Annotated in this window: 14 protein-coding genes; 3 read left to right on the top strand and 11 right to left on the bottom strand. The window is 47.4% G+C overall.

Features of this window, described 5'->3' with window-relative positions:
- Positions 1-6: 6 nt before the first annotated feature.
- From ortB to BN6539_RS03350, 7 genes are all read right to left on the bottom strand, one after another.
- Positions 7-1,422: a 2-amino-4-oxopentanoate thiolase subunit OrtB gene (ortB, locus tag BN6539_RS03380; RefSeq protein ID WP_067533904.1), complete on the bottom strand. Its 1,416-nt coding sequence runs from the start codon at positions 1,420-1,422 to the stop codon at positions 7-9.
- Positions 1,422-1,736: a 2-amino-4-oxopentanoate thiolase subunit OrtA gene (ortA, locus tag BN6539_RS03375; RefSeq protein WP_067533901.1), complete on the bottom strand. Its 315-nt coding sequence runs from the start codon at positions 1,734-1,736 to the stop codon at positions 1,422-1,424. The genes ortB and ortA overlap by 1 nt, the downstream gene beginning before the upstream one ends.
- A gap of 106 nt (positions 1,737-1,842) precedes the next feature.
- Positions 1,843-3,615: a cobalamin B12-binding domain-containing protein gene (locus tag BN6539_RS03370; RefSeq protein ID WP_067533898.1), complete on the bottom strand. Its 1,773-nt coding sequence runs from the start codon at positions 3,613-3,615 to the stop codon at positions 1,843-1,845.
- The gene (locus BN6539_RS03365; protein WP_067533894.1) at positions 3,587-5,008 is read right to left on the bottom strand and encodes a glutamate mutase L; all 1,422 of its coding nucleotides are present in this window, start codon (positions 5,006-5,008) and stop codon (positions 3,587-3,589) included. The genes BN6539_RS03370 and BN6539_RS03365 overlap by 29 nt, the downstream gene beginning before the upstream one ends.
- Positions 5,009-5,163: 155 nt before the next feature.
- Complete coding sequence (locus tag BN6539_RS03360; protein ID WP_067533891.1) at positions 5,164-6,591, bottom strand: sodium-dependent transporter; 1,428 nt, start codon at positions 6,589-6,591, stop codon at positions 5,164-5,166.
- A 395-nt stretch (positions 6,592-6,986) separates the two neighbouring features.
- A complete protein-coding gene (locus BN6539_RS03355; protein WP_067533888.1) occupies positions 6,987-9,344 on the bottom strand; it encodes a glycyl radical protein in 2,358 nt (785 codons plus the stop codon).
- Positions 9,341-10,261, bottom strand: a complete 921-nt coding sequence (locus BN6539_RS03350) for a glycyl-radical enzyme activating protein (protein ID WP_187375450.1) — start codon at positions 10,259-10,261, stop codon at positions 9,341-9,343. The genes BN6539_RS03355 and BN6539_RS03350 overlap by 4 nt, the downstream gene beginning before the upstream one ends.
- Positions 10,262-10,837: 576 nt before the next feature.
- Between BN6539_RS03350 and BN6539_RS03345 the strand changes: the two genes are divergently transcribed.
- Complete coding sequence (locus tag BN6539_RS03345) at positions 10,838-11,848, top strand: proline racemase family protein (protein WP_067533882.1); 1,011 nt, start codon at positions 10,838-10,840, stop codon at positions 11,846-11,848.
- Between the two features lie 77 nt (positions 11,849-11,925).
- Here BN6539_RS03345 and BN6539_RS03340 read toward each other — a convergent pair whose 3' ends face one another.
- Together BN6539_RS03340 and BN6539_RS03335 are read right to left on the bottom strand one after the other, a co-directional pair.
- On the bottom strand, positions 11,926-12,690 hold the full coding sequence (locus tag BN6539_RS03340; protein WP_067533879.1) for a DUF6036 family nucleotidyltransferase: 765 nt from the start codon (positions 12,688-12,690) through the stop codon (positions 11,926-11,928).
- Positions 12,680-13,252, bottom strand: coding sequence for a helix-turn-helix transcriptional regulator (locus BN6539_RS03335; protein ID WP_242869369.1), 573 nt, complete (start codon positions 13,250-13,252; stop codon positions 12,680-12,682). The genes BN6539_RS03340 and BN6539_RS03335 overlap by 11 nt, the downstream gene beginning before the upstream one ends.
- A gap of 142 nt (positions 13,253-13,394) precedes the next feature.
- Between BN6539_RS03335 and BN6539_RS03330 the strand changes: the two genes are divergently transcribed.
- Together BN6539_RS03330 and cyaB are read left to right on the top strand one after the other, a co-directional pair.
- The gene (locus tag BN6539_RS03330; RefSeq protein WP_067533876.1) at positions 13,395-15,161 is read left to right on the top strand and encodes a sigma-54 interaction domain-containing protein; all 1,767 of its coding nucleotides are present in this window, start codon (positions 13,395-13,397) and stop codon (positions 15,159-15,161) included.
- 19 nt (positions 15,162-15,180) lie between these two features.
- Positions 15,181-15,741: a class IV adenylate cyclase gene (gene cyaB / locus BN6539_RS03325; RefSeq protein WP_067533874.1), complete on the top strand. Its 561-nt coding sequence runs from the start codon at positions 15,181-15,183 to the stop codon at positions 15,739-15,741.
- A 12-nt stretch (positions 15,742-15,753) separates the two neighbouring features.
- Here cyaB and BN6539_RS03320 read toward each other — a convergent pair whose 3' ends face one another.
- Together BN6539_RS03320 and BN6539_RS03315 are read right to left on the bottom strand one after the other, a co-directional pair.
- On the bottom strand, positions 15,754-16,446 hold the full coding sequence (locus BN6539_RS03320; protein ID WP_082907336.1) for an HAD-IB family phosphatase: 693 nt from the start codon (positions 16,444-16,446) through the stop codon (positions 15,754-15,756).
- A 16-nt stretch (positions 16,447-16,462) separates the two neighbouring features.
- On the bottom strand, positions 16,463-17,779 hold the full coding sequence (locus BN6539_RS03315; protein WP_082907335.1) for a RuBisCO large subunit C-terminal-like domain-containing protein: 1,317 nt from the start codon (positions 17,777-17,779) through the stop codon (positions 16,463-16,465).
- Positions 17,780-17,788 lie beyond the last annotated feature (9 nt).

The following is a 17,788-nucleotide window of genomic DNA, read 5'->3' as shown; positions in this document are numbered from 1 at the left end:
TCACTCCTATTTCAGTTCCAGTGTATTTTTAACAAAGGCTTCGTATGTCTTTGTTTCTTCTGCAAGATATGCGATGTCCTCCGCTGTCAGATTTTCCGGTGACACGCCTGCTTCTTTGCACGCTCTTCTGATCATGGATTGTCTGAAACGGTTGATATCTGCCACCTGGTGTTTGATCATGGCAGGACTTGCCGGGAAGATGATGTTCTCGCCCGGCTGATCCTCTTCCTGCGGATTTCCAAATCTGAGGTCGATGCCGTTGTCTCTTGCGAAAGACAACTGTGGCTGGATGTGCTTTCCTGCACCTGTATATTCTGTTTCGCTGATGACGACGATTGCATCCTCTGGCAGTTCCTGTGCCAGAGAGAAGGCTGCTGCCAATGCAGTGTTGCCTGCTGGTCCTCTTTCAATTCCCTCCAGGTTTGCAAGGGCTTCTGTCATATACATGACTTCGCCCTGCTTGACTGTCACGTATTTATCTGCATATCTCAAGATTCTTGCGGCAGAACGCGGTGTATCAGAATGATCCGGACCGGTTGCGTGAGGCACGCCGAAGCCCGTATGTCCAGTAGTGCATGATTTTTTGTTGAACTGTGTATCAGAAGCCATATGAAGACCAGTCAAGTCGATAGATGCGGCGACCACTTCTGTGTCCGCAGCGCCAGCTTTGATCAGTCCCCTTGCGGTTCCTGTAATCATGCCGCCGCCTGCTGTGGTACATACAACCATGTCCGGATTCTTTCCTGTCATTGCCCTGCACTGCTCAGCAATCTCATAGCCCAGGGTTTCCACGCCGGCAATGCCGAATGGAGAATACAGAGAAGCGTTGAAGAAACCGGTATCCTCCATGATGGAGAGGAAGGAGTAGAACAGTTCTGGTCCCACAGTCAGCTGCACGACCTCTGCGCCGTATGCTTCACACTTTCTGGCCTTTTCGATGATTTCCGGCTGGCCGACTCCATGAGAGTCATAGCATTCCTGCACGACGATACATTTGAGTCCCTGCATTGCCGCCTGGGATGCCACAGCAGCACCGTAGTTGCCGGAAGTTGCCGCCATAACGCCTTTATAGCCCAGTTTCTTAGCATGGGCGACTGCACAAGCTGCTCTTCTCGCCTTGAACGAACCAGAAGCGTTTGCCGCTTCATCCTTTGCAAAGATTCTCGCGCCCTTTCCTGGCTCGGCACACTTCCTCGCCAGTTCCGTCAAGTTACGAAGCTCGATCAGCGGTGTATTGCCGACCGCTGTTCTTGACTGAATCTTTGCCACTTCCTCCAGGGTATATCCTGTCGAGGACATCAGGGCTTCATAGTCGAAGGCTACTGATCCTGATTCAAATTCGCTGTAGTCGATTCCCAGGGCTTTCAAGTTGATTTCGTTGGATCTTGCCATTACGGAATCGTAGTCTTTTGCTAATGTCATTATCTGTCACCTCCGTCCATTGTACCACTCATTGTTTCTCTGAGCTGCTTGTCAATTTCTATAATTTCCGGTACGAATTTTCCGTAGCTGTGGGTGTAATAAGGTCCTACTTCCAGCAAGGTACCCTTTACAATTCTGCCCACTGCTGTTTCTACAGATACTTCGTCACCGATTTCTGCCGATTCCTCCTGCAGATAACCCTTTGTCCACTGCTGAAGATCGCACTTCTGTGTATCCTCGGGCAGCTTTGCTGTTCTTTCGTCCGCTTTTAATACGATTGAATGAATTCTCACCCAGTCACCTTTCTTTGCCATTCTCATTTTCTCCTTTGCAAATATATTATGATAACCTGCCGCAGATGTCAAAGCCCCCTGCGGCGGTTGCAATCGTCGCCGCCTGATTAAGCGAGCTTATCAGGCTTTACTCCGATTTAAAGCTGATTCCTGCATAGGAACCGACTGTGCCAACAATAGTATCGATGTCGTTGTCCGCATTGACGCCCATTTTGATCAGTTTATCCGTAACATCAATTGGAACATCGCTGCCGTCCATGGCTTCGTTGAGTCTCCCGCCCATCAGTACGTGAGTATCCGCAAGGCCTGCATCCTTCAGAGCGGCTGTCAGATCTCTTGCAAAACTATAGGCCATGCCGTTGTAGGTACTCATGCATACGATGCTGCTGCCTGTCTCTATCAAAGTATCGGCGATTTCAGAAATAGATACGGAGGTACCTAAGTCAAACACCGCAGCCCCAGCTTTACGGAGTACATTTCTGATGACCTCTTTGCCGAACTCGTGAACGTCTGTGGAGCCGACGACGACGTTAACGCCCTGCAGCGGCCCCTCGTTTTCAAATTTCTGTTTTGACAAAGCGTCGTTCTCGATTTTTTTGATCGTCTGGACGATGCTGGTCGGCCTGATTGGCACTCTGCCTCTCATGGCCTCTTTTTCTCTGCCGCCTGCACCAAAGGCAACCTCCAGCTGCTCTGGTCCGATGGCTTTGAGTACGGCCGCAATCTCGCCTGCATGGCAAGTGTCCACGCCCAGGTCATCTAAAGCGTTCATGACTCTCTCAAAGAAGACGTTCGCTCCTGTCGCCAAAAGCTCTGCATCTGCATTGATCTTATCCCAGTCTATATACCTTGCGTAATACGGCGCTTTCTCAATGACCATATCCATGGAAAGCTGTGCTTCTACGATTTCTTCCGGAGCCGGAATTCTAATCGCCTCGGTATACGGAACCGGCGCCACCGCGTAGCCGCTAGGATAAGTCAGCTGGCAAGCCACATCGGCGATAGCATAGGATGTCAGCGCCGCATAGTTTCTCGGCAGGCTGGCGCCGTAGTCGATGGTGTTGCCGTTGACAAAGGTTCCCGGTGTGTGATACTTGTCAATCATGGTAATCGCTCTGTTAAATACTACCCGGAGCATGGAATCGCTGAACAGATTTCCATAGCAGTGGGCCACCCTGCCGCCCATCAAGTCTTCCGCGATATATCGTTCTAATTTTGCCCAGCCCAGAAGGTTTGCGACGTCGTGGAACTGGGCGCCATAGCCGTCATCCAGGTTGCAGTGCATGCAAACGCCTCTATCTTTAAATTCTCCCATGATCGCCATTGCTTTCACGTAATCTTCTGTCCGATAGGCTTCCATATCAAGACCGGGATATTCGTAAGTAAAATACTGCGCCAGGTTGCCGATGGTAGTCACTCCGGCAGTCAGGCCATTGGTGACGTTTTCCACACTGTTCAGGGAGCCGATCATGTGGTCTCCCAGATGCGGGTTCACCGGAACCACCTGTCCGATGGCATTCCATTCCTCTTGTGAATGAAAAATCAGACTGCCGCTGGCCTGGAATCGGTCTCTGTATTCTTCCGGCACACCCATAATCCAGTCGCAGCAGATGCCCAGACGGTCTATGGAAGAACCGGCTTCAACCAACGAGTCATATACCTTCCGAATGCCTTCTTCCGTTACGGTCCATGAATTCCAGCCGATGACGCTGTGTTTCATAATTTTGCCGGCATCCATCATTTTGCGCTTATATTCCGCCTCTGATCTGACGCCGTATTTTTTCATGAAAAGGGTTTCGCCGATGGTAATATTCGAGGCAATTTTCTTTGCATCTGCCTTGATGGTCTTCATATCTGGCAGTTCTTTTTCGTTAAATCGTCTGTTGATTTTGATATCCATTCTTTTCTCCTGTTCCGATACTATTTTTCATGATTGCCAGGGCTGCTTCCTGATCATAATCTGAGAGCAATCCCGCTGCAAAGAAGACATAGTCCTCATCCACAAAAGTCTTCACATCTGATGGCAGCAGGACGGTTTCCGCCTTTGACGGTCTTGCCCTTACATTCTGCAAAATTCGCGGCGCCGCCTGCAGGTTGTTTACTAAGATGCCGCCGGTTCCAATGACGGTTTTGATCTCTGTCAGGTTCTTGCCGTGCTGCACCAGGCGGCAGCCGTCGTGAAACTCTTTGGCGGCATAACCAGCATGACGTCTCGCCGAAATCTCTACCGCGCTGCAGGCAATCTGCAGGTCAATTTCTTTTTCAGTTTCTATCTCTGCAATATATTTTCTATCGGTAATACGATTCTCTATGGCATCGCGCAAGTGTTCTTTCGTGATGCAGCATTTTCTGGCAAAGTTCTCTTCGCCCACTTCTTTTACGAGGCAGACGGAGGACTCCCGCATTCCCATATCGCCTTCTACCGTTCTCTTGGCAAAAGGCTCAGGCGAGCCAACCTGCTTTGCTCCTTCGTAACTTCGATTCTCTATGAAGGAATAAATATCTGTGGTGGCGCCGCCAATATCTGCCATCATGTAGGGTCCGATGCCGGGTTCCGTTTCTGTTCCCAGGCAGAGCAGCTGCCCCGCAGCCAGGACTGCGGCAGGTGTCGGTATGATCGGCCCGTCCAGCAGTTTCTTGACCTTTCCCACGCCCTTCATGTTGGTGATTCGGTTCATAAATAGATCTCTCATAATGGCTACAGTAGGCTCAATGTTCAAAACACCCACGTCCGGGATGATATTCTCTGCCATAAAGCATTCTTTCCCTCTGCCTGCAAAGAGCATCCGCACATCCTTTGCGACACGGGAATTCCCAGCATAGATGATTGGAATATTCAGACTGCTGTCAGCCAGAACCTCTGCATTGTGAAGAACGGCTTTGCTGTTTCCGCCTTCATAGCCGCCGCACAGGAGCAAAATTTCCGCCTGAGAGCCTTCTATCCCTTGCAGGCCCTTCTCTGAGATCAGCCCTGAAGCGGTGTATACAATCTTGCCGCCTGCACCAAAGCTGGCGTTTCTCCCCGCCTCGATGCTGAGAGACTTTGTCAGACCCGATACAGCGATTCTGAGACCTCCGGCAGCGCTGCTGGTAGACAGCTTCAGCGCAGAGCCAAAATCATCGTCTCCGATAACGCACTTTGCAGCTTCAAAGCACTGCTGCAGGCTGATTCCAGCATCTGTATGTACTGTAGATGGGAATTTGTCCGTCAAAACGACTCGCTTTTCCGACAAATCCACACATACAATCTTCGTATAAGTGCTTCCAAAATCCAATAAAATCGCGTACCTCAAGGTCTTCCTCCAGATGCATGTATTTGACTATATTTTACACTAACATCAGATTGTTCGGTAGTGAAATAAAATCAATGTCATATGTACAAAATAGAATCATTCATTGAATACGCTGGTCACAGATTGTACCTTGTGACCAGCGATGATGTTATTTCTTAAAACAGTGATAACACTGCAGTGATTGTGAAGTAACCTAAAGCTATTACTACAACGTATTTATACAAAAAGTCAACCCATGATCCCCACTTGATTGCCGAAGTAGGCAGGTACCATTCTTCTCTGACCTTCTTTGCACCGATTTTCCACGCCAGGATAATTGCCAGGCCCAAGGCGCAGATACAATACCCGATATTTCCAAAGACGTTGTCAAAGACCGCAAAGAATGCGTCGTTCCAGACACAGGGAATGGCAACGAGGATTGCAATGGCATAGCATACCATCGTCGCTTTCTTCCTGCTCATCCCGAAGCCTTCCTTGTCCATGAAAGCAGAAGTCGCAATCTCCACCTGGTTGAGTGAAGATGAAATCCCTGCAAAGAGCAGTGCGACAAAGAACAGAATCAGGAAAAACGCACCTCCCGGAATGGTTGCAAATACTTTCGGCAGCGCCACGAACATGACACCTTTCCCCATCAGAGGGTCAAGTCCGAAGGTTGCTACTGCCGGAATAATTACGAAACCAGACAGCAGGCAGATAAAGAGCTGAACTACATTTACTGTAATAAAATCTGTTGCCACGTCCTGTTTATCATCTACATATCTGCCGTATACCAGCAGACAGCCAGGCCCAAGACCTACTGCAAAGAGCGCCATACCAGCAGCAGCGGCCCACATCTGTGGATTTGCCAGCTGTGCCCAGTCGGGCTTCAGGTAGAACTCAATTCCTGTTGCAATTCCCGGGATCATGCACACACGTACAATCAAAACCACCAGGATGATGAACAACAGTGGAAGCAACACTTTACAAACTTTTTCAATACCGTTCTGAATTCCTCTGGCGCCGATCAGCGCTACAACTGCCAGCACTGCCACTACGATCAAGTAAATGACAAGCCTGTTGTCATTGGTCGTCTCATAAACAGCCTCTGCATTTGACGCGTAGTCAATACCGCCAAAAGATTTAAAGATATAACAGATAACAATTGCCATAATTGCAGGATAGTAGGCCCAGACAGCCACCTGGTCCAAACTCATAAACCAGCCCAAAAGCTTTCCCGGTTTACCTGCAGCATCCGCACCGCAGCCTACGGTGCCTTTTCTGAAGTGTCTGCCATAAGCGATTTCTGCCCAGCCCGCAGGAATCACGATTACGACACAGACTGTGATGAATGCCAGTACAAAGGCTCCGCCGCCCCATTGTGCGCACATCATTGGAAATCTCCACATTGCGCCAACGCCGACGGCCATACCTATCGTTGATAAGATAAATCCAATCCTAGAGCCAAATCCATCGCTCTGTTTGTTTTCTACAATTTCGCCTTTTGTATTGTTTTTCTTGGACATGGATTTCGCCACCAAGAAAATACTGCCGCCACCAAATACGACAGCATATACAATCAGCATTACGATTGTAATTCCAGACATTTTTCTCTCCTTTTTAGTCATAGTCAAAGATATTAACATTTTATCATCTCACTATCTCCAAATCCCCTCTATGACATATTCCCTAAGTTTATCCGCCTCCCTTCAAGTTTGTTTTTTATAACATAGAAAATATCGTCCGCAGGACGTATTTCCGTATGTTTCAAAGAACGTACATTACGAAGCGTCGCCTCTTGCGGGCGACATGAGTGCATATGAAGCCCTAGCACAGCGATTGGCGAAGCCATCGCTGATGCAGGTCTCATGCCAGAACGCCCCAGCTTTAGCTGGTTGGCGTTTACGGCTGAGCAACGCTCCGTCATGTACTCGTTTTTTATTTCAACTCTGCGCCCCAGCCTGCAGGAGGCAGGGACAGGGAAGCAGAGTGAAAATCTTTCTTACAGCGACTGCTGCAGCGTTCTTGCGATGATATTATCCTGAATATCCTTCTCCAAATCGACGAAATATGCAGAATAACCTGCCACTCTCACCAAAATGTTGCGATATTTCTGTGGTTCCTTCTGCGCGGCACAGAGTGTCTCATTATCCACCACGTTGAGCTGAATGTGCTGCCCATGCTGCGTATCGAAGTAAGTACGAATAACTGTTTCGATGATGTTCAGTCCTTTTTCACCTTTTACGATGGTCGGGTCAAATCTCTGGTTGACCAAAACGCCGCTCTGTGCGAGCAATGGGTCAATTCTGCCCAGTGATTTCACCACAGCCGTCGGTCCATTGGTATCCATGCCGATCATCGGCGATGCGTTATCCGCAAGAGCCGTATAAGCCTTTCTGCCGTCAGGCAGTGCGCCAATCAGCTGCCCCAGTACCACGTTATAGGACTGGGTGGAGATGACCATGGTATATTTTGCATCGCGGCCGTCTGTATGCTTGCAGATCTGGTCGTTGCAGAGCTTTGTCAGCCAGTGGGCATATCTGTCTACGCTTTCAATGTCGTTGCCGTACTTCGGCGCTTTGTTGATCAAAAGCTGACGCATATTTTCTTTTCCTTCAAAGTCTGTAGCAAGAAGATCCATCAGTTCATCCATGGACAGATACTTTTGATTGAATACGCACTCTTCGATTGCTGCCAGAGAGTCTGCAATATTTGCAATGCCTGTAATTGCTACCGCGGAATAGCGGTGGTCTGCACCCTTTCGCTGAAGAACCTGGCCTTTTTCCATACAACCATGGGTGAAGCAGGACCCTGTAATGGTCGGTGTCGCCCATGCATGGCAGGATACGATTCTGTCAAAGAGTTCGCAGAACTTATCCATGAAGTAATCCTGCTGAACCGCATAAGCGTCCATGATCTGCTGCACAGATGTGAAGCTTCTCACATCTCCCGTTTCCGGGCCGATCTGCTTTCCAGTCAGCGGATCCTTTCCGTTGTTCAGCGTGATTTCGAGCACCTTGCTCGGGTTGAAGTATCCCGCATTGGACTGGAAGTCCGTCATACCGGGAACGCTCGGTTCGATACATCCGCAGATGCCCCAGTTCCTGGCTTCCTCCAAGGTGTGTCCCAAAGAGAGCAGATGAGAAATATTGGTGCTGTCATTGAAGAACGCCGGATGGCTTCCTCCTTTTCTGGCGACAGAAAGTGCCAGTCTGAAGGTCTCTTCGTCCACACCATCATGATAGCGGAAGGAGACACAAGGTTCTTTTGTCTGCAGATCCTCCATGCAGTGGAGAATCAGTCTGGTCAGTTCATTGCAGCCGTCAGTGCCGTCAGGCAGAACGCCGCCGATCATCATATGAATCCACAGAGGGCATCCCGGATAGGCAATGGACTCCCTCTTTGTCCGCACTTCCCAGAGCTCAGCAATTTTCAGCTTGAACTCGTGAATGACATCTGCGATAAAGGCTTCACTGATTCCGTTTTCCATATCCTGCTTGTAGAAAGGATACATATATTGGTCAAAACGGCCCAGGCAGTTATCGTTACTGTTGTATTCCATCTGCAGCGCCAGGTGGGTAAACCATACGAACTGTGCTGCCTGATAGAAGTTCTGCGGCGCATGTTCAGGAACAACTCTGCAGTTAGCCGCCATAGTGAGAAGCTGCATCTTGCGTTCGTTGTCCTTGCAGTCTTCTGCCATCTCTTCAGCAAGATCCGCATATCTGTGCGCAAATCTGATGATGGCTTCCATGACGATGATCATAGCCTGCCAGGTCTGCTGTTTTTCCATGTTCTCGATATTCATTCTGTCGAGAGATGCGATGTTTGCTTTGCACTGATCGATATAGTAGCGATAACCCTTTGTCACCATCTCGTCGTAGAATGGCGCGTGGTTCATGGTGGATTTGTTGGATACGCCTTTGGTGAAGATTCCGATATCCACCATGATGTCCATATCCTCGTCCGCCAGCTCAGCCGTCATATCGCCAAAGGTTCTGCCTTCCCATTTTTTGACGATTTCTCTCAGCTCGTCTTTTTCTCCCGGCATGAACTGCAGGTTGTCTGATTCTCTAGTGTCCAGTTCCTCCAGGTCATCGCGCAGCCATGCTGTCATTTCCGGATACAGTGGTGCCGCGTGAAGTCTGGACGCCAGGTGCCCTGCAATGATGGAATCGTCGTCGATAAAGATCTTCTTGTTGTCTAAGACGTGTGCAAAGACCTTTGCTCTTCTCAAGATGAACGGTTCCATTGACGGCTCGCTGTAAAAATTCGTGACCAGCTTGGCGCGGTCCAAACAGATTGTAACCGGCGTATCGCGCACCTTTTCGCTTAATCTAATTATTCTTTCTGAAATCATTTCACTACCTCCTTATTGTTGTTTTTCGTCCAGCAGCACTGCTTCCCATATTCGGAAAGGATGCGATTGCCAGCCTTTACAAGTTCTCTCATTTTTTCGTCGCTGGGGGTTTCTGTACCCTCTAGCAAATATTTTCTGCCCAGCGCCTTGTACTTCGATTCGCCAAAGCTATGGTAAGCTAAGAGTTCATATTCTTTTGCGGTAGGAAGTTCTGCCACAAACTTTGCAATTCCCGCGATGTTTTCCTCTCTATCCGTCATCCCGGGCACAATGGGCGTCCTGATGGTAAGTGGAATCCCGTATTCCGAGATTTTTTTAATATTGTTCAGTATCAGCGCATTACCAGCGCCTGTCAGCTCCTTGTGAACAGCCGTATCGATGTGCTTGATATCCATGAACATGGCATCTATGTAAGGAAGTGCCATCTTAAACTTTTCAAAGTCTCCATAACCACAGCTCTCTACGACAACGTGAATCCCTTTTTCATGACACATCTCGGCAATGTCTCGGAGCTGCTGCCCATGGGTCAGAGGTTCTCCGCCGGAAAAAGTCACGCCGCCTCCAAATCTGGAGTAAAAAGGCCGATCCTTTTCTATTTCCTTATATAATTCCTCTGTCGTATACGCTCTGCCTGTTATCTTCTTTGCTTCTGCATAGCATACGTCTATACATTTCATACAGTTATCACAGAGGGTTCTGTCGATGGATCCATCCTCCAAAATTGCTCCCTTCGGACAGGCATCTCTGCAGGCGCCGCAGCCGACGCATCTGACAGGAGATTCCATGATTTCCTCATCATAATTCTGTGATTCCGGGTTTGCGCACCATTTACATTTCAAAGGACATCCCTTAAAAAACACCAGGGTGCGGAGCCCCTCCCCATCATGTATGGAACATTTCTGTATATTGAATATCACCTTGACACCTCCCTTCTTTTTTCTTTCGATGCTATATGTAAAAGCAAAACCCGTGCCAAGTGTTTACCATTGCCTGCTGCACATTTTTATGCTAAAATTGGGGCAAACAGCGGTCATTTGAGAAAGGTTTTCACAGACAGCGCAGCATTACATCGAATCATCGTGTTGCTTTTTTGGTACACATCGCCGTCACACAGGAAGGAAAAGCCTGCCTGTCACCGTGCAATTTCTTCTTGTGTCATAAATTTGAAACACGCTTTTGCCGTAGTGTTTCAAATTTATGACACTTTTTCAATTTTACAGTTAAAAAGCTGGGGTTGCCACCTTACATACACGACTAACGCATAAAAAACTGATTAAGTCAGATTCGGAGTGCCTTTATGCTCTTTTTATCCTATTTATGCAATAACGCAGAGTATCTATTGGAAATTTTCACAAATGGGTTCCATATAGTAACCAGCAGAACTGACTTTGTTTATGATTTGATTTTCATAGGTTCCACCCAAACTCCCATTGGCATATTTTTTGCTTAATATTATTGGTAAAGAAATCGTTTAATAGAAAGGATGTGTGAACTTGAAAGCTAGAAAACTTTTTAGAACCATCGAGACACATACGCTGGGACAGCCTACACGCAACGTCGTGAGCGGATTCCGTCATGTCCCGGGAAAAACCATGCAGGAAAAATTTGAATATATGAGGGAAAATGAAGACTGGTTCCGTAAGGTTTTGATGTTCGAACCCAGGGGCAGCGAAATCATGTCCGGCACTCTGATTACGGAACCCTGCACGCCAGGGACAGACGTAGGCGTGCTGTATTTTGAAGCCAGCTGCTGGATGCCGATGTGCGGGCACGACACTATGGGTGTATCCGTGGCCCTCATCGAAGCCGGACTCGTCGACGTGACCGAGCCAATTACAGAGATCAAACTGGACACCCCCGCCGGTGTCGTTACAGTAGAAGCCAAAGTCATAGACGGCGTGGTAGAAGAAGTTTCCTTTGTCAACGCGCCAGCCCTGGTTCTCAATAGAAACGTAGAGGTAGAGACTGCTGAATTCGGAAAGCTGAATATGGACATCTCGTGGGGAGGAAATGTTTACGCCATCCTGCCTGCGGAAAAAGTCGGACTTGCAATTACGCCGGAAAACTGCGGTGAGTTTACGAGGATCGCTCGTTCCATCGCCAAAGACATCAACGAACAGGTCATCGTCCGCCATCCGGAACTGCCATTTGTAGACCAGGTTACTCATGTCGAGTTCTCAGGTCCTGCCAAGAGTGCGGATGCCGATATCCAAAATGTGGTCGTCGCACTGCCGAAAGTCATCGACCGTTCCCCTTGCGGTACGGGAACCTCAGCAAAAGCCGCGCTCTTATATGCAGAAGGAAAACTCGCAGTCGGGGAGTCTTTTGTTCATGAGAGTGTCATCGGATCAAAATTCAAATGTGAGATCGTAGAAGAGACAGAAGTGGGCGGCATCAAAGCCATCGTACCGAAGATAACCGGAAACGCCTGTGTCATCGGATTCGCCACCTGGGTTCTCGACCCGAAAGATCCGTTCCCAGAAGGATTTTTACTGGACGTGTAGAGACCCACATAAGACAAAGAAGACCCTGCAAGAATATAAATTCTCCCAGGGTCTTTTTAAGTATATCACTTTTTCATCTAATCATCTTGCTTTCCAGTTTTCAGTTCACGCAGAATCTCCTCTCGCTTCTTCTGCTTTTTCTTAAGATTATCTAAAATGGACTCTATACTCTGCATATTTGCTGTCCCAGGATATGCTTGCTCAAAATCCAAAAGTATATCTTTTGCACGTTTTTCTTCGGACTTTACTTTGGCATATGCCTTTGCAAAATCATCAGTTAACATTGTATCGTCAATAAAGGAAATCGACACAAGCGGAATTTTGTCCCAATTTCCATAAAGGTTTCTCACTGCTGTATCGATTTGTTTCATCGATATAGGTGCTCCATGTTTTTCATGTTCAGCTAAAATACCAATAATATCTGACAGATCATTTTTGTATCTTCTTCCTGAACATAACTTCATTGCAATCAGATATTCTGCAGCAATCGTTCGAACATCCAGCACTCCATAAAAGTTTTTATAATAAACGGAATACTGCTCTAATTTGGGAGAGTACGACAAGGTATGCATGAAATCCGCATTCAGCCAGCGGTTGGGCAGGTTCATTTTATCGCTGACATGATGAATAGCGTCCTTCATCGTTGAAGCGGCATGAATGATTGCGTCAATATCAGTTGTCATTTCCCTAAAACCGTAATTGACAATTATAGCAGCCCCGCCAATTAAAATCAATTCTGCCGGCATTGCTTTTCCTCCCATCCTGCGATATTCTTTTGCCAACTCTTTTAGGTATACATCAAGTTTTTCCTTATTGATGGTATTTGTATCTTCAGACGACATTACGCACCTCGTTTTCAACAATATTGAATCGCATAAATTCAGGTATGGACTCTTTTTTGGCGAGTTCCTTTACACTCTCGTCTTTTGATACTGCTGACAATGCAAGAATACTTTTGGGGTAAATGATTGACTGTAGTTTTTTGCAGCGAATATCCTCATATTCTTCACAGGCCGGAACATTATTAATTCGACTAATATAATCGAGCATTGCAAGAAGGTAAAAGGCTTCACGATACCACTGTCTGTTGTAATACTCCCTAATTTCGTCTTTTTCCAAGGTTTCTACAATAAAATCTATGTCGCCAAGGTCTTTCAGACTATGGCAAACATTGCTTTTGAATAGGTCAAAGTCACATCGCTTTGAAATATATGGCGCAAGTAAATCCTCCATTGAAGTATCTAGTTCTTTTGCCAATCGATAAACAGTTTCCGCCTTGCATTTTTCTAGGCGGGCTTTGTCATTTACAATATCATTTAGTGTCGCATAAGGGATTCCACTGTTCTTCGACAATCGATATATTGAAAGATTCTTTTCTTGTATTAAATCGCATAATTTCATCATTATCACCTCTTTATTATTATAACGGTTATCCGTTATAATATCAATATTTTTACTAATCTCTGTTCTTGTTTTTTTTCTATACCCGTGGTATCCTTTGTGTAGAAACGACGCGCCTTGCACAGGGCAGAAGGAGAAGATTTTTATGGAAACGACAAACACTTTGATTACACAGATAAAGAAAATGGCGCTGCCCGGTGAGGTCCAGCAAATTACTGGTACATCTCTCCTTGTAAAAAACCTTTTTTTGTTCTTGTGCAATCAGAGCGGCTGCCCAATCGATCTGATCCTCCTGTGCAGAAAAGACGGCATGATCCTCAGCTGCAGGGTTGCATCACTTGGCGATGATTTATCCGGCCATACCCTTGATCTGGATACATTGAAAAACTTTGAAGAACTGTGCCTTTTCAAGGCATCGGACGACTACATCATTGCCGCAGTGTGCCCTAGAGAAAAAAGCGCCGTTCTATCAGATCTTCAAAAGGATTTCCAAACCCTGCTTGGAATCATCGAGCAGGACGAAACAAGCAGCCGTCATCTTCTTCACTGCCTGAACTCTGTCAAAAATGCCATTTCCATCTATGACGAAAATGCGACCCTGCTATATGCAAATACAAGTTTTTGTAAAGATCTATCAATCCCAAATTTAGAAGACGCTCTGGGTCGCAACATCAATGATGTGATCAGAGACATCGGTGCAAAGATTCATTCTATGGAAGACAACAGCAGCAGCCTGAAAATGATGGATGTGCTCAAAAATGGAGAAGAGGTGATTGACTGGGAGATTCGCATCGAGTCCACGGAGGGACAAAAAGAATCCAAACTGGTCTCTAACGACATGTATCCCGTGGTTGATGAAACTGGCAAAGTGACGGGGATGGTAGAACTCACCCATTCCCGCCAGCAGGATATCAAGCGTACCAGGAAAATCATGGGGTTTGCTGCAGAATATACCTTCGATGATATCGTGGGAACGAGCAAAGCGATCAAAGAGAAAATCCGCACTGCCAAGGAATATGCTAACAGTCCCTTTAACTTTTTGATTACCGGCGAAAGTGGTGTCGGCAAAGAATTATTTGCCCAGTCCATTCACAATTACAGCCCCCGGCACAAGGGTCCCTTCGTCGCGTTAAACTGTGCCAACTTCTCTGACGGTTTGATCGAAAGCGAACTCTTCGGCTACGTAGGCGGCGCCTTTACCGGCGCGTCCAAAAACGGGCAAATCGGTAAGTTTGAACTGGCTGACGGCGGCACGCTGTTCCTCGACGAAGTAGGGGAGCTGCCTCTTCATTTTCAGTCAAAGCTGCTGCGGGTCCTGGAAACCTGGATGGTTACGAGAATCGGAAGTTCCAAGCAGATTCCGGTCAACGTCAGGCTCATCACCGCCACAAACAGGAATCTGGCAGAAATGGTAGAAGAAGGTCTGTTTCGCCAGGATCTCTACTATCGTTTGCAGGTGCTGACCTTAGAAATCCCGCCTCTTCGAGAGAGAAAAGACGACTTGGCCTTGCTCTCTGACAGCTTTCTCAACCAGGCAGCAGCACCTTATCTCGACACGCCGAAGATTTTGAGCAGTCAGGCAAAGAAAGTCCTCATGACCTACGATTGGCCGGGAAACGTACGGGAGCTGCGTAATGTCATCACCAGAGCCACTGTTCTTTCGAAATCAAAAATTATCAGCAAAGAAACGCTTGAAGAGTCCATCGCATCAAAAGGTTATATGCTGAAAGCGATCTCTACAGATACGCCTGCAGAACGGGTGAAACAAAAATTGACCGAAATAGACAATGCTTATACCAGCCTGTTAAAGGAGGCTTTGGAACTCACTGCCGGGAACAAAAAAGAAGCGGCAGAGCTGATCGGTGTTTCAAGGAACACGTTCTATCGGATGTTGGAAAAATACGGTGAATAGAAATAATCAGGAGGATCGTATGTTAGAAGTAGAAATCAAAGCTGCCCTGACGGGGCACACAAAAGAACAATTTAAAAAAGCCGCCGAGAAGCTGGGGTTTATCAAAGGAGGCACCTTGCAGGAAATCGACGTGTACTTTAACGGCAACGACCGCAACTTTATGAAAACTGACGAGGCGCTGCGCCTTCGCAGCGTGCGCGACCTCGATGCGGGAACCTGCGAAACCTTCATCACCTACAAAGGCCCCAAGCTGGATCAGGCGTCCAGCACAAGGATGGAGTTCGAAACTGCTGTAGGCGATCTCGCCGTCATGAAAAATTTGCTCGCCGCCCTGGGCTACAAAGAAGTATTTACTGTCGATAAGACTCGCCAGGAGTGGAAGCATAAATCTGCCAACGTCACCCTCTGTCTCGACAGCGTGGCAGGCCTCGGAGACTATCTGGAGCTGGAGACTTTGGCAGAATCAGAGGACCAGCGGGAAGCAGCCGTGGAAACTCTGCTGCAGTTCTTGAGCGATCTGGGCGTCCCAAAAGAAAACCTGACCAGGAAATCCTATCTGGAACTTCTGATCAGGCCATAGCAGTCTCGCATTTTATAATATTTCTTCAATACCTTTCAGCACATCATAAAAGTCCTCATAAGGACGATACTCCTTGCCGATCTGGTCCAGGTATTTTGCCAGCACGTCACGGGCAAAGCAGGTATCCACTGCCTGGGCCATATTTTTATCCGTATAGCTGTCGCCGATGCCGATAGCATGCGCATACTCGTATTTTTTCATGACGTCGGTCTTCTTGAGCAGTTCGTTGCCGTCATCGTGCTGGGACACCAATTTGATCTTATCCCCCTCCACAGTCATCTCCACCGTATGAAGGGCTGCAATTTTGTCCATATATGGCGCCAGCTTCCGCGATGAAAACTGCCGGAAACCGCCCGAAATGACCACGACGGGGATTTCTTTTTCCGCCATCTTATCGAGAAATTCTTCAAAGCCGGGACGGATTTTGACCGTATCGATATATTCCAACATCTTGGGGATCCACTCCGCCGGCCTGTCATCATAAGCATAACGAACAACCTCGCTCAAGGTCATCTCTCCCTTTTCCAATTTGCCGTTATACTCCAGAAATTCCTTATGATCTACAAAGGGAAGAATCGCGCCTGTCAAAGTATCTTCTGTCGTAATGGTTCCGTCAAAATCGACGAATACGATATTTTTGTACAATGCTTTCACCTCTCTTTTCGTCTTATTCTTACCAAAATGGGGCTGTAATAACAGCCCCACTTTTTTAACGTTGAAATTACTGCATTAAGTCAAAGTTCTTCATAAGGTCAGGATTGAGGAATGCCAGCATTCTTGCCAGTTCTCCATGATCCTTTGCGTATTCCAGAACAGGGATTCCCTTCATTGCGGCATCGATTGCCTGGCGCATGGATTTTGCGCCTTCTTCACTGCCATTTGGATGACCGTGTACACCGCCGCCTGCAGCCAGCATGATATCCGTACCGATTTCTTTGATGATCTTCTCGACAGCCAACTGTGTGGTTCCGCCGGAGCATGCGTACATCATCGGTTTGATGTTCCACCATGGCTGCGTAAAGAACTTGAAGCAGCGGTAGAATACCTTGTGGGATACAGGGAACTTGCCGAACGGATGACCGTTGATCTGGAAGTCTCCGCCTGCCAGACGTGTCAGCTTGCCGACGATTACCGGCGCAGCGATACCTGTATAAGTAGAAGCTGCCATGGTTCCTGCAAAGTTTACGTGAGCAAGGATTGGTACGTTGATGTTAGGGTCGTCAGCCAGCATCTTCAGAGTGTCATGTCCAGTAGTGTAAACGTTGACCATGAGACAGTTTCCGCCTGCTTCCAATGCTCTGTAGGCATTTTCTTTTACCTTATCTGTATTGTCAGAGATGTTAACAGCATATAAGCTGTGTTCACCAGTTTCTTCATAAACCTTCTTTTCCATCGCCATAAACTTGGAAACACGCTCTTCCAATGGGCAGAATGGACTGTCAGCCAGCATCAGTTCGTCGTCTTTGATGACGTCTACGCCGCCCTTGCAGGCGTTATAGAAGAGTTCTGCACCTTCGTCAGGCGTCCAGCCGATGTTCGGTTTGATCATCGCATTGAGCAGCGGTCTCTCTTTGACACCAAGAACTTCTCTCATGCCTTCTACGCCGAACTTTGGTCCCTGGAACTTCTCGATGAACTTCTTCGGGAATGCAACGTCGATGAGGCGGATCATGCCGGAAGCGGAAATATTTCCGAACAAAATTGTCTCAATAGCAGACATGCTGGTTGAGAAGTTTTCCATCGGATAAGCCACCTGGATGATGTACATTGGCGGTTCATCTGAATTGTAGTCGCAGCCGATATCCGGAACTTCGTAGATGGCTACCAGCTTGGAGCCGAAGCGTTTCGTCTTGTCAAGGGAATCAGCGCCTACTTTGATCCAGGTACCGGTTGTCTGCTCTGCAGCGATAGCCATAGCCAGCTTCTCGATGTTGGAAGTCTGCACCTTTGCCTGGTAAGTTGCGATGACATAATCCTCGGAAAAGGCTACTTCTGGGAATGCGTATGTCAGGTTTTCCATGTCTAATTTACGAATCATAATATACCT

The sequence above is a fragment of the Emergencia timonensis genome, assembly GCF_900086585.1.
Taxonomy (GTDB): Bacteria; Bacillota; Clostridia; order Peptostreptococcales; family Anaerovoracaceae; genus Senimuribacter; species Senimuribacter timonensis.
This window is presented reverse-complemented; position numbering and strand designations above follow the sequence as displayed.

Coding starts and splice junctions, on each gene's coding strand:
- BN6539_RS03335 (WP_242869369.1), bottom strand. CDS start 13,252: ATGATGAAATTATGCGATTTAATACAAGAAAAGAATCTTTCAATATAT.
- BN6539_RS03315 (WP_082907335.1), bottom strand. CDS start 17,779: ATGATTCGTAAATTAGACATGGAAAACCTGACATACGCATTCCCAGAA.
- BN6539_RS03360 (WP_067533891.1), bottom strand. CDS start 6,591: ATGTCTGGAATTACAATCGTAATGCTGATTGTATATGCTGTCGTATTT.
- BN6539_RS03355 (WP_067533888.1), bottom strand. CDS start 9,344: ATGATTTCAGAAAGAATAATTAGATTAAGCGAAAAGGTGCGCGATACG.
- cyaB (WP_067533874.1), top strand. CDS start 15,181: ATGTTAGAAGTAGAAATCAAAGCTGCCCTGACGGGGCACACAAAAGAA.
- BN6539_RS03370 (WP_067533898.1), bottom strand. CDS start 3,615: ATGGATATCAAAATCAACAGACGATTTAACGAAAAAGAACTGCCAGAT.
- BN6539_RS03330 (WP_067533876.1), top strand. CDS start 13,395: ATGGAAACGACAAACACTTTGATTACACAGATAAAGAAAATGGCGCTG.
- ortA (WP_067533901.1), bottom strand. CDS start 1,736: ATGGCAAAGAAAGGTGACTGGGTGAGAATTCATTCAATCGTATTAAAA.
- ortB (WP_067533904.1), bottom strand. CDS start 1,422: ATGACATTAGCAAAAGACTACGATTCCGTAATGGCAAGATCCAACGAA.
- BN6539_RS03340 (WP_067533879.1), bottom strand. CDS start 12,690: ATGTCGTCTGAAGATACAAATACCATCAATAAGGAAAAACTTGATGTA.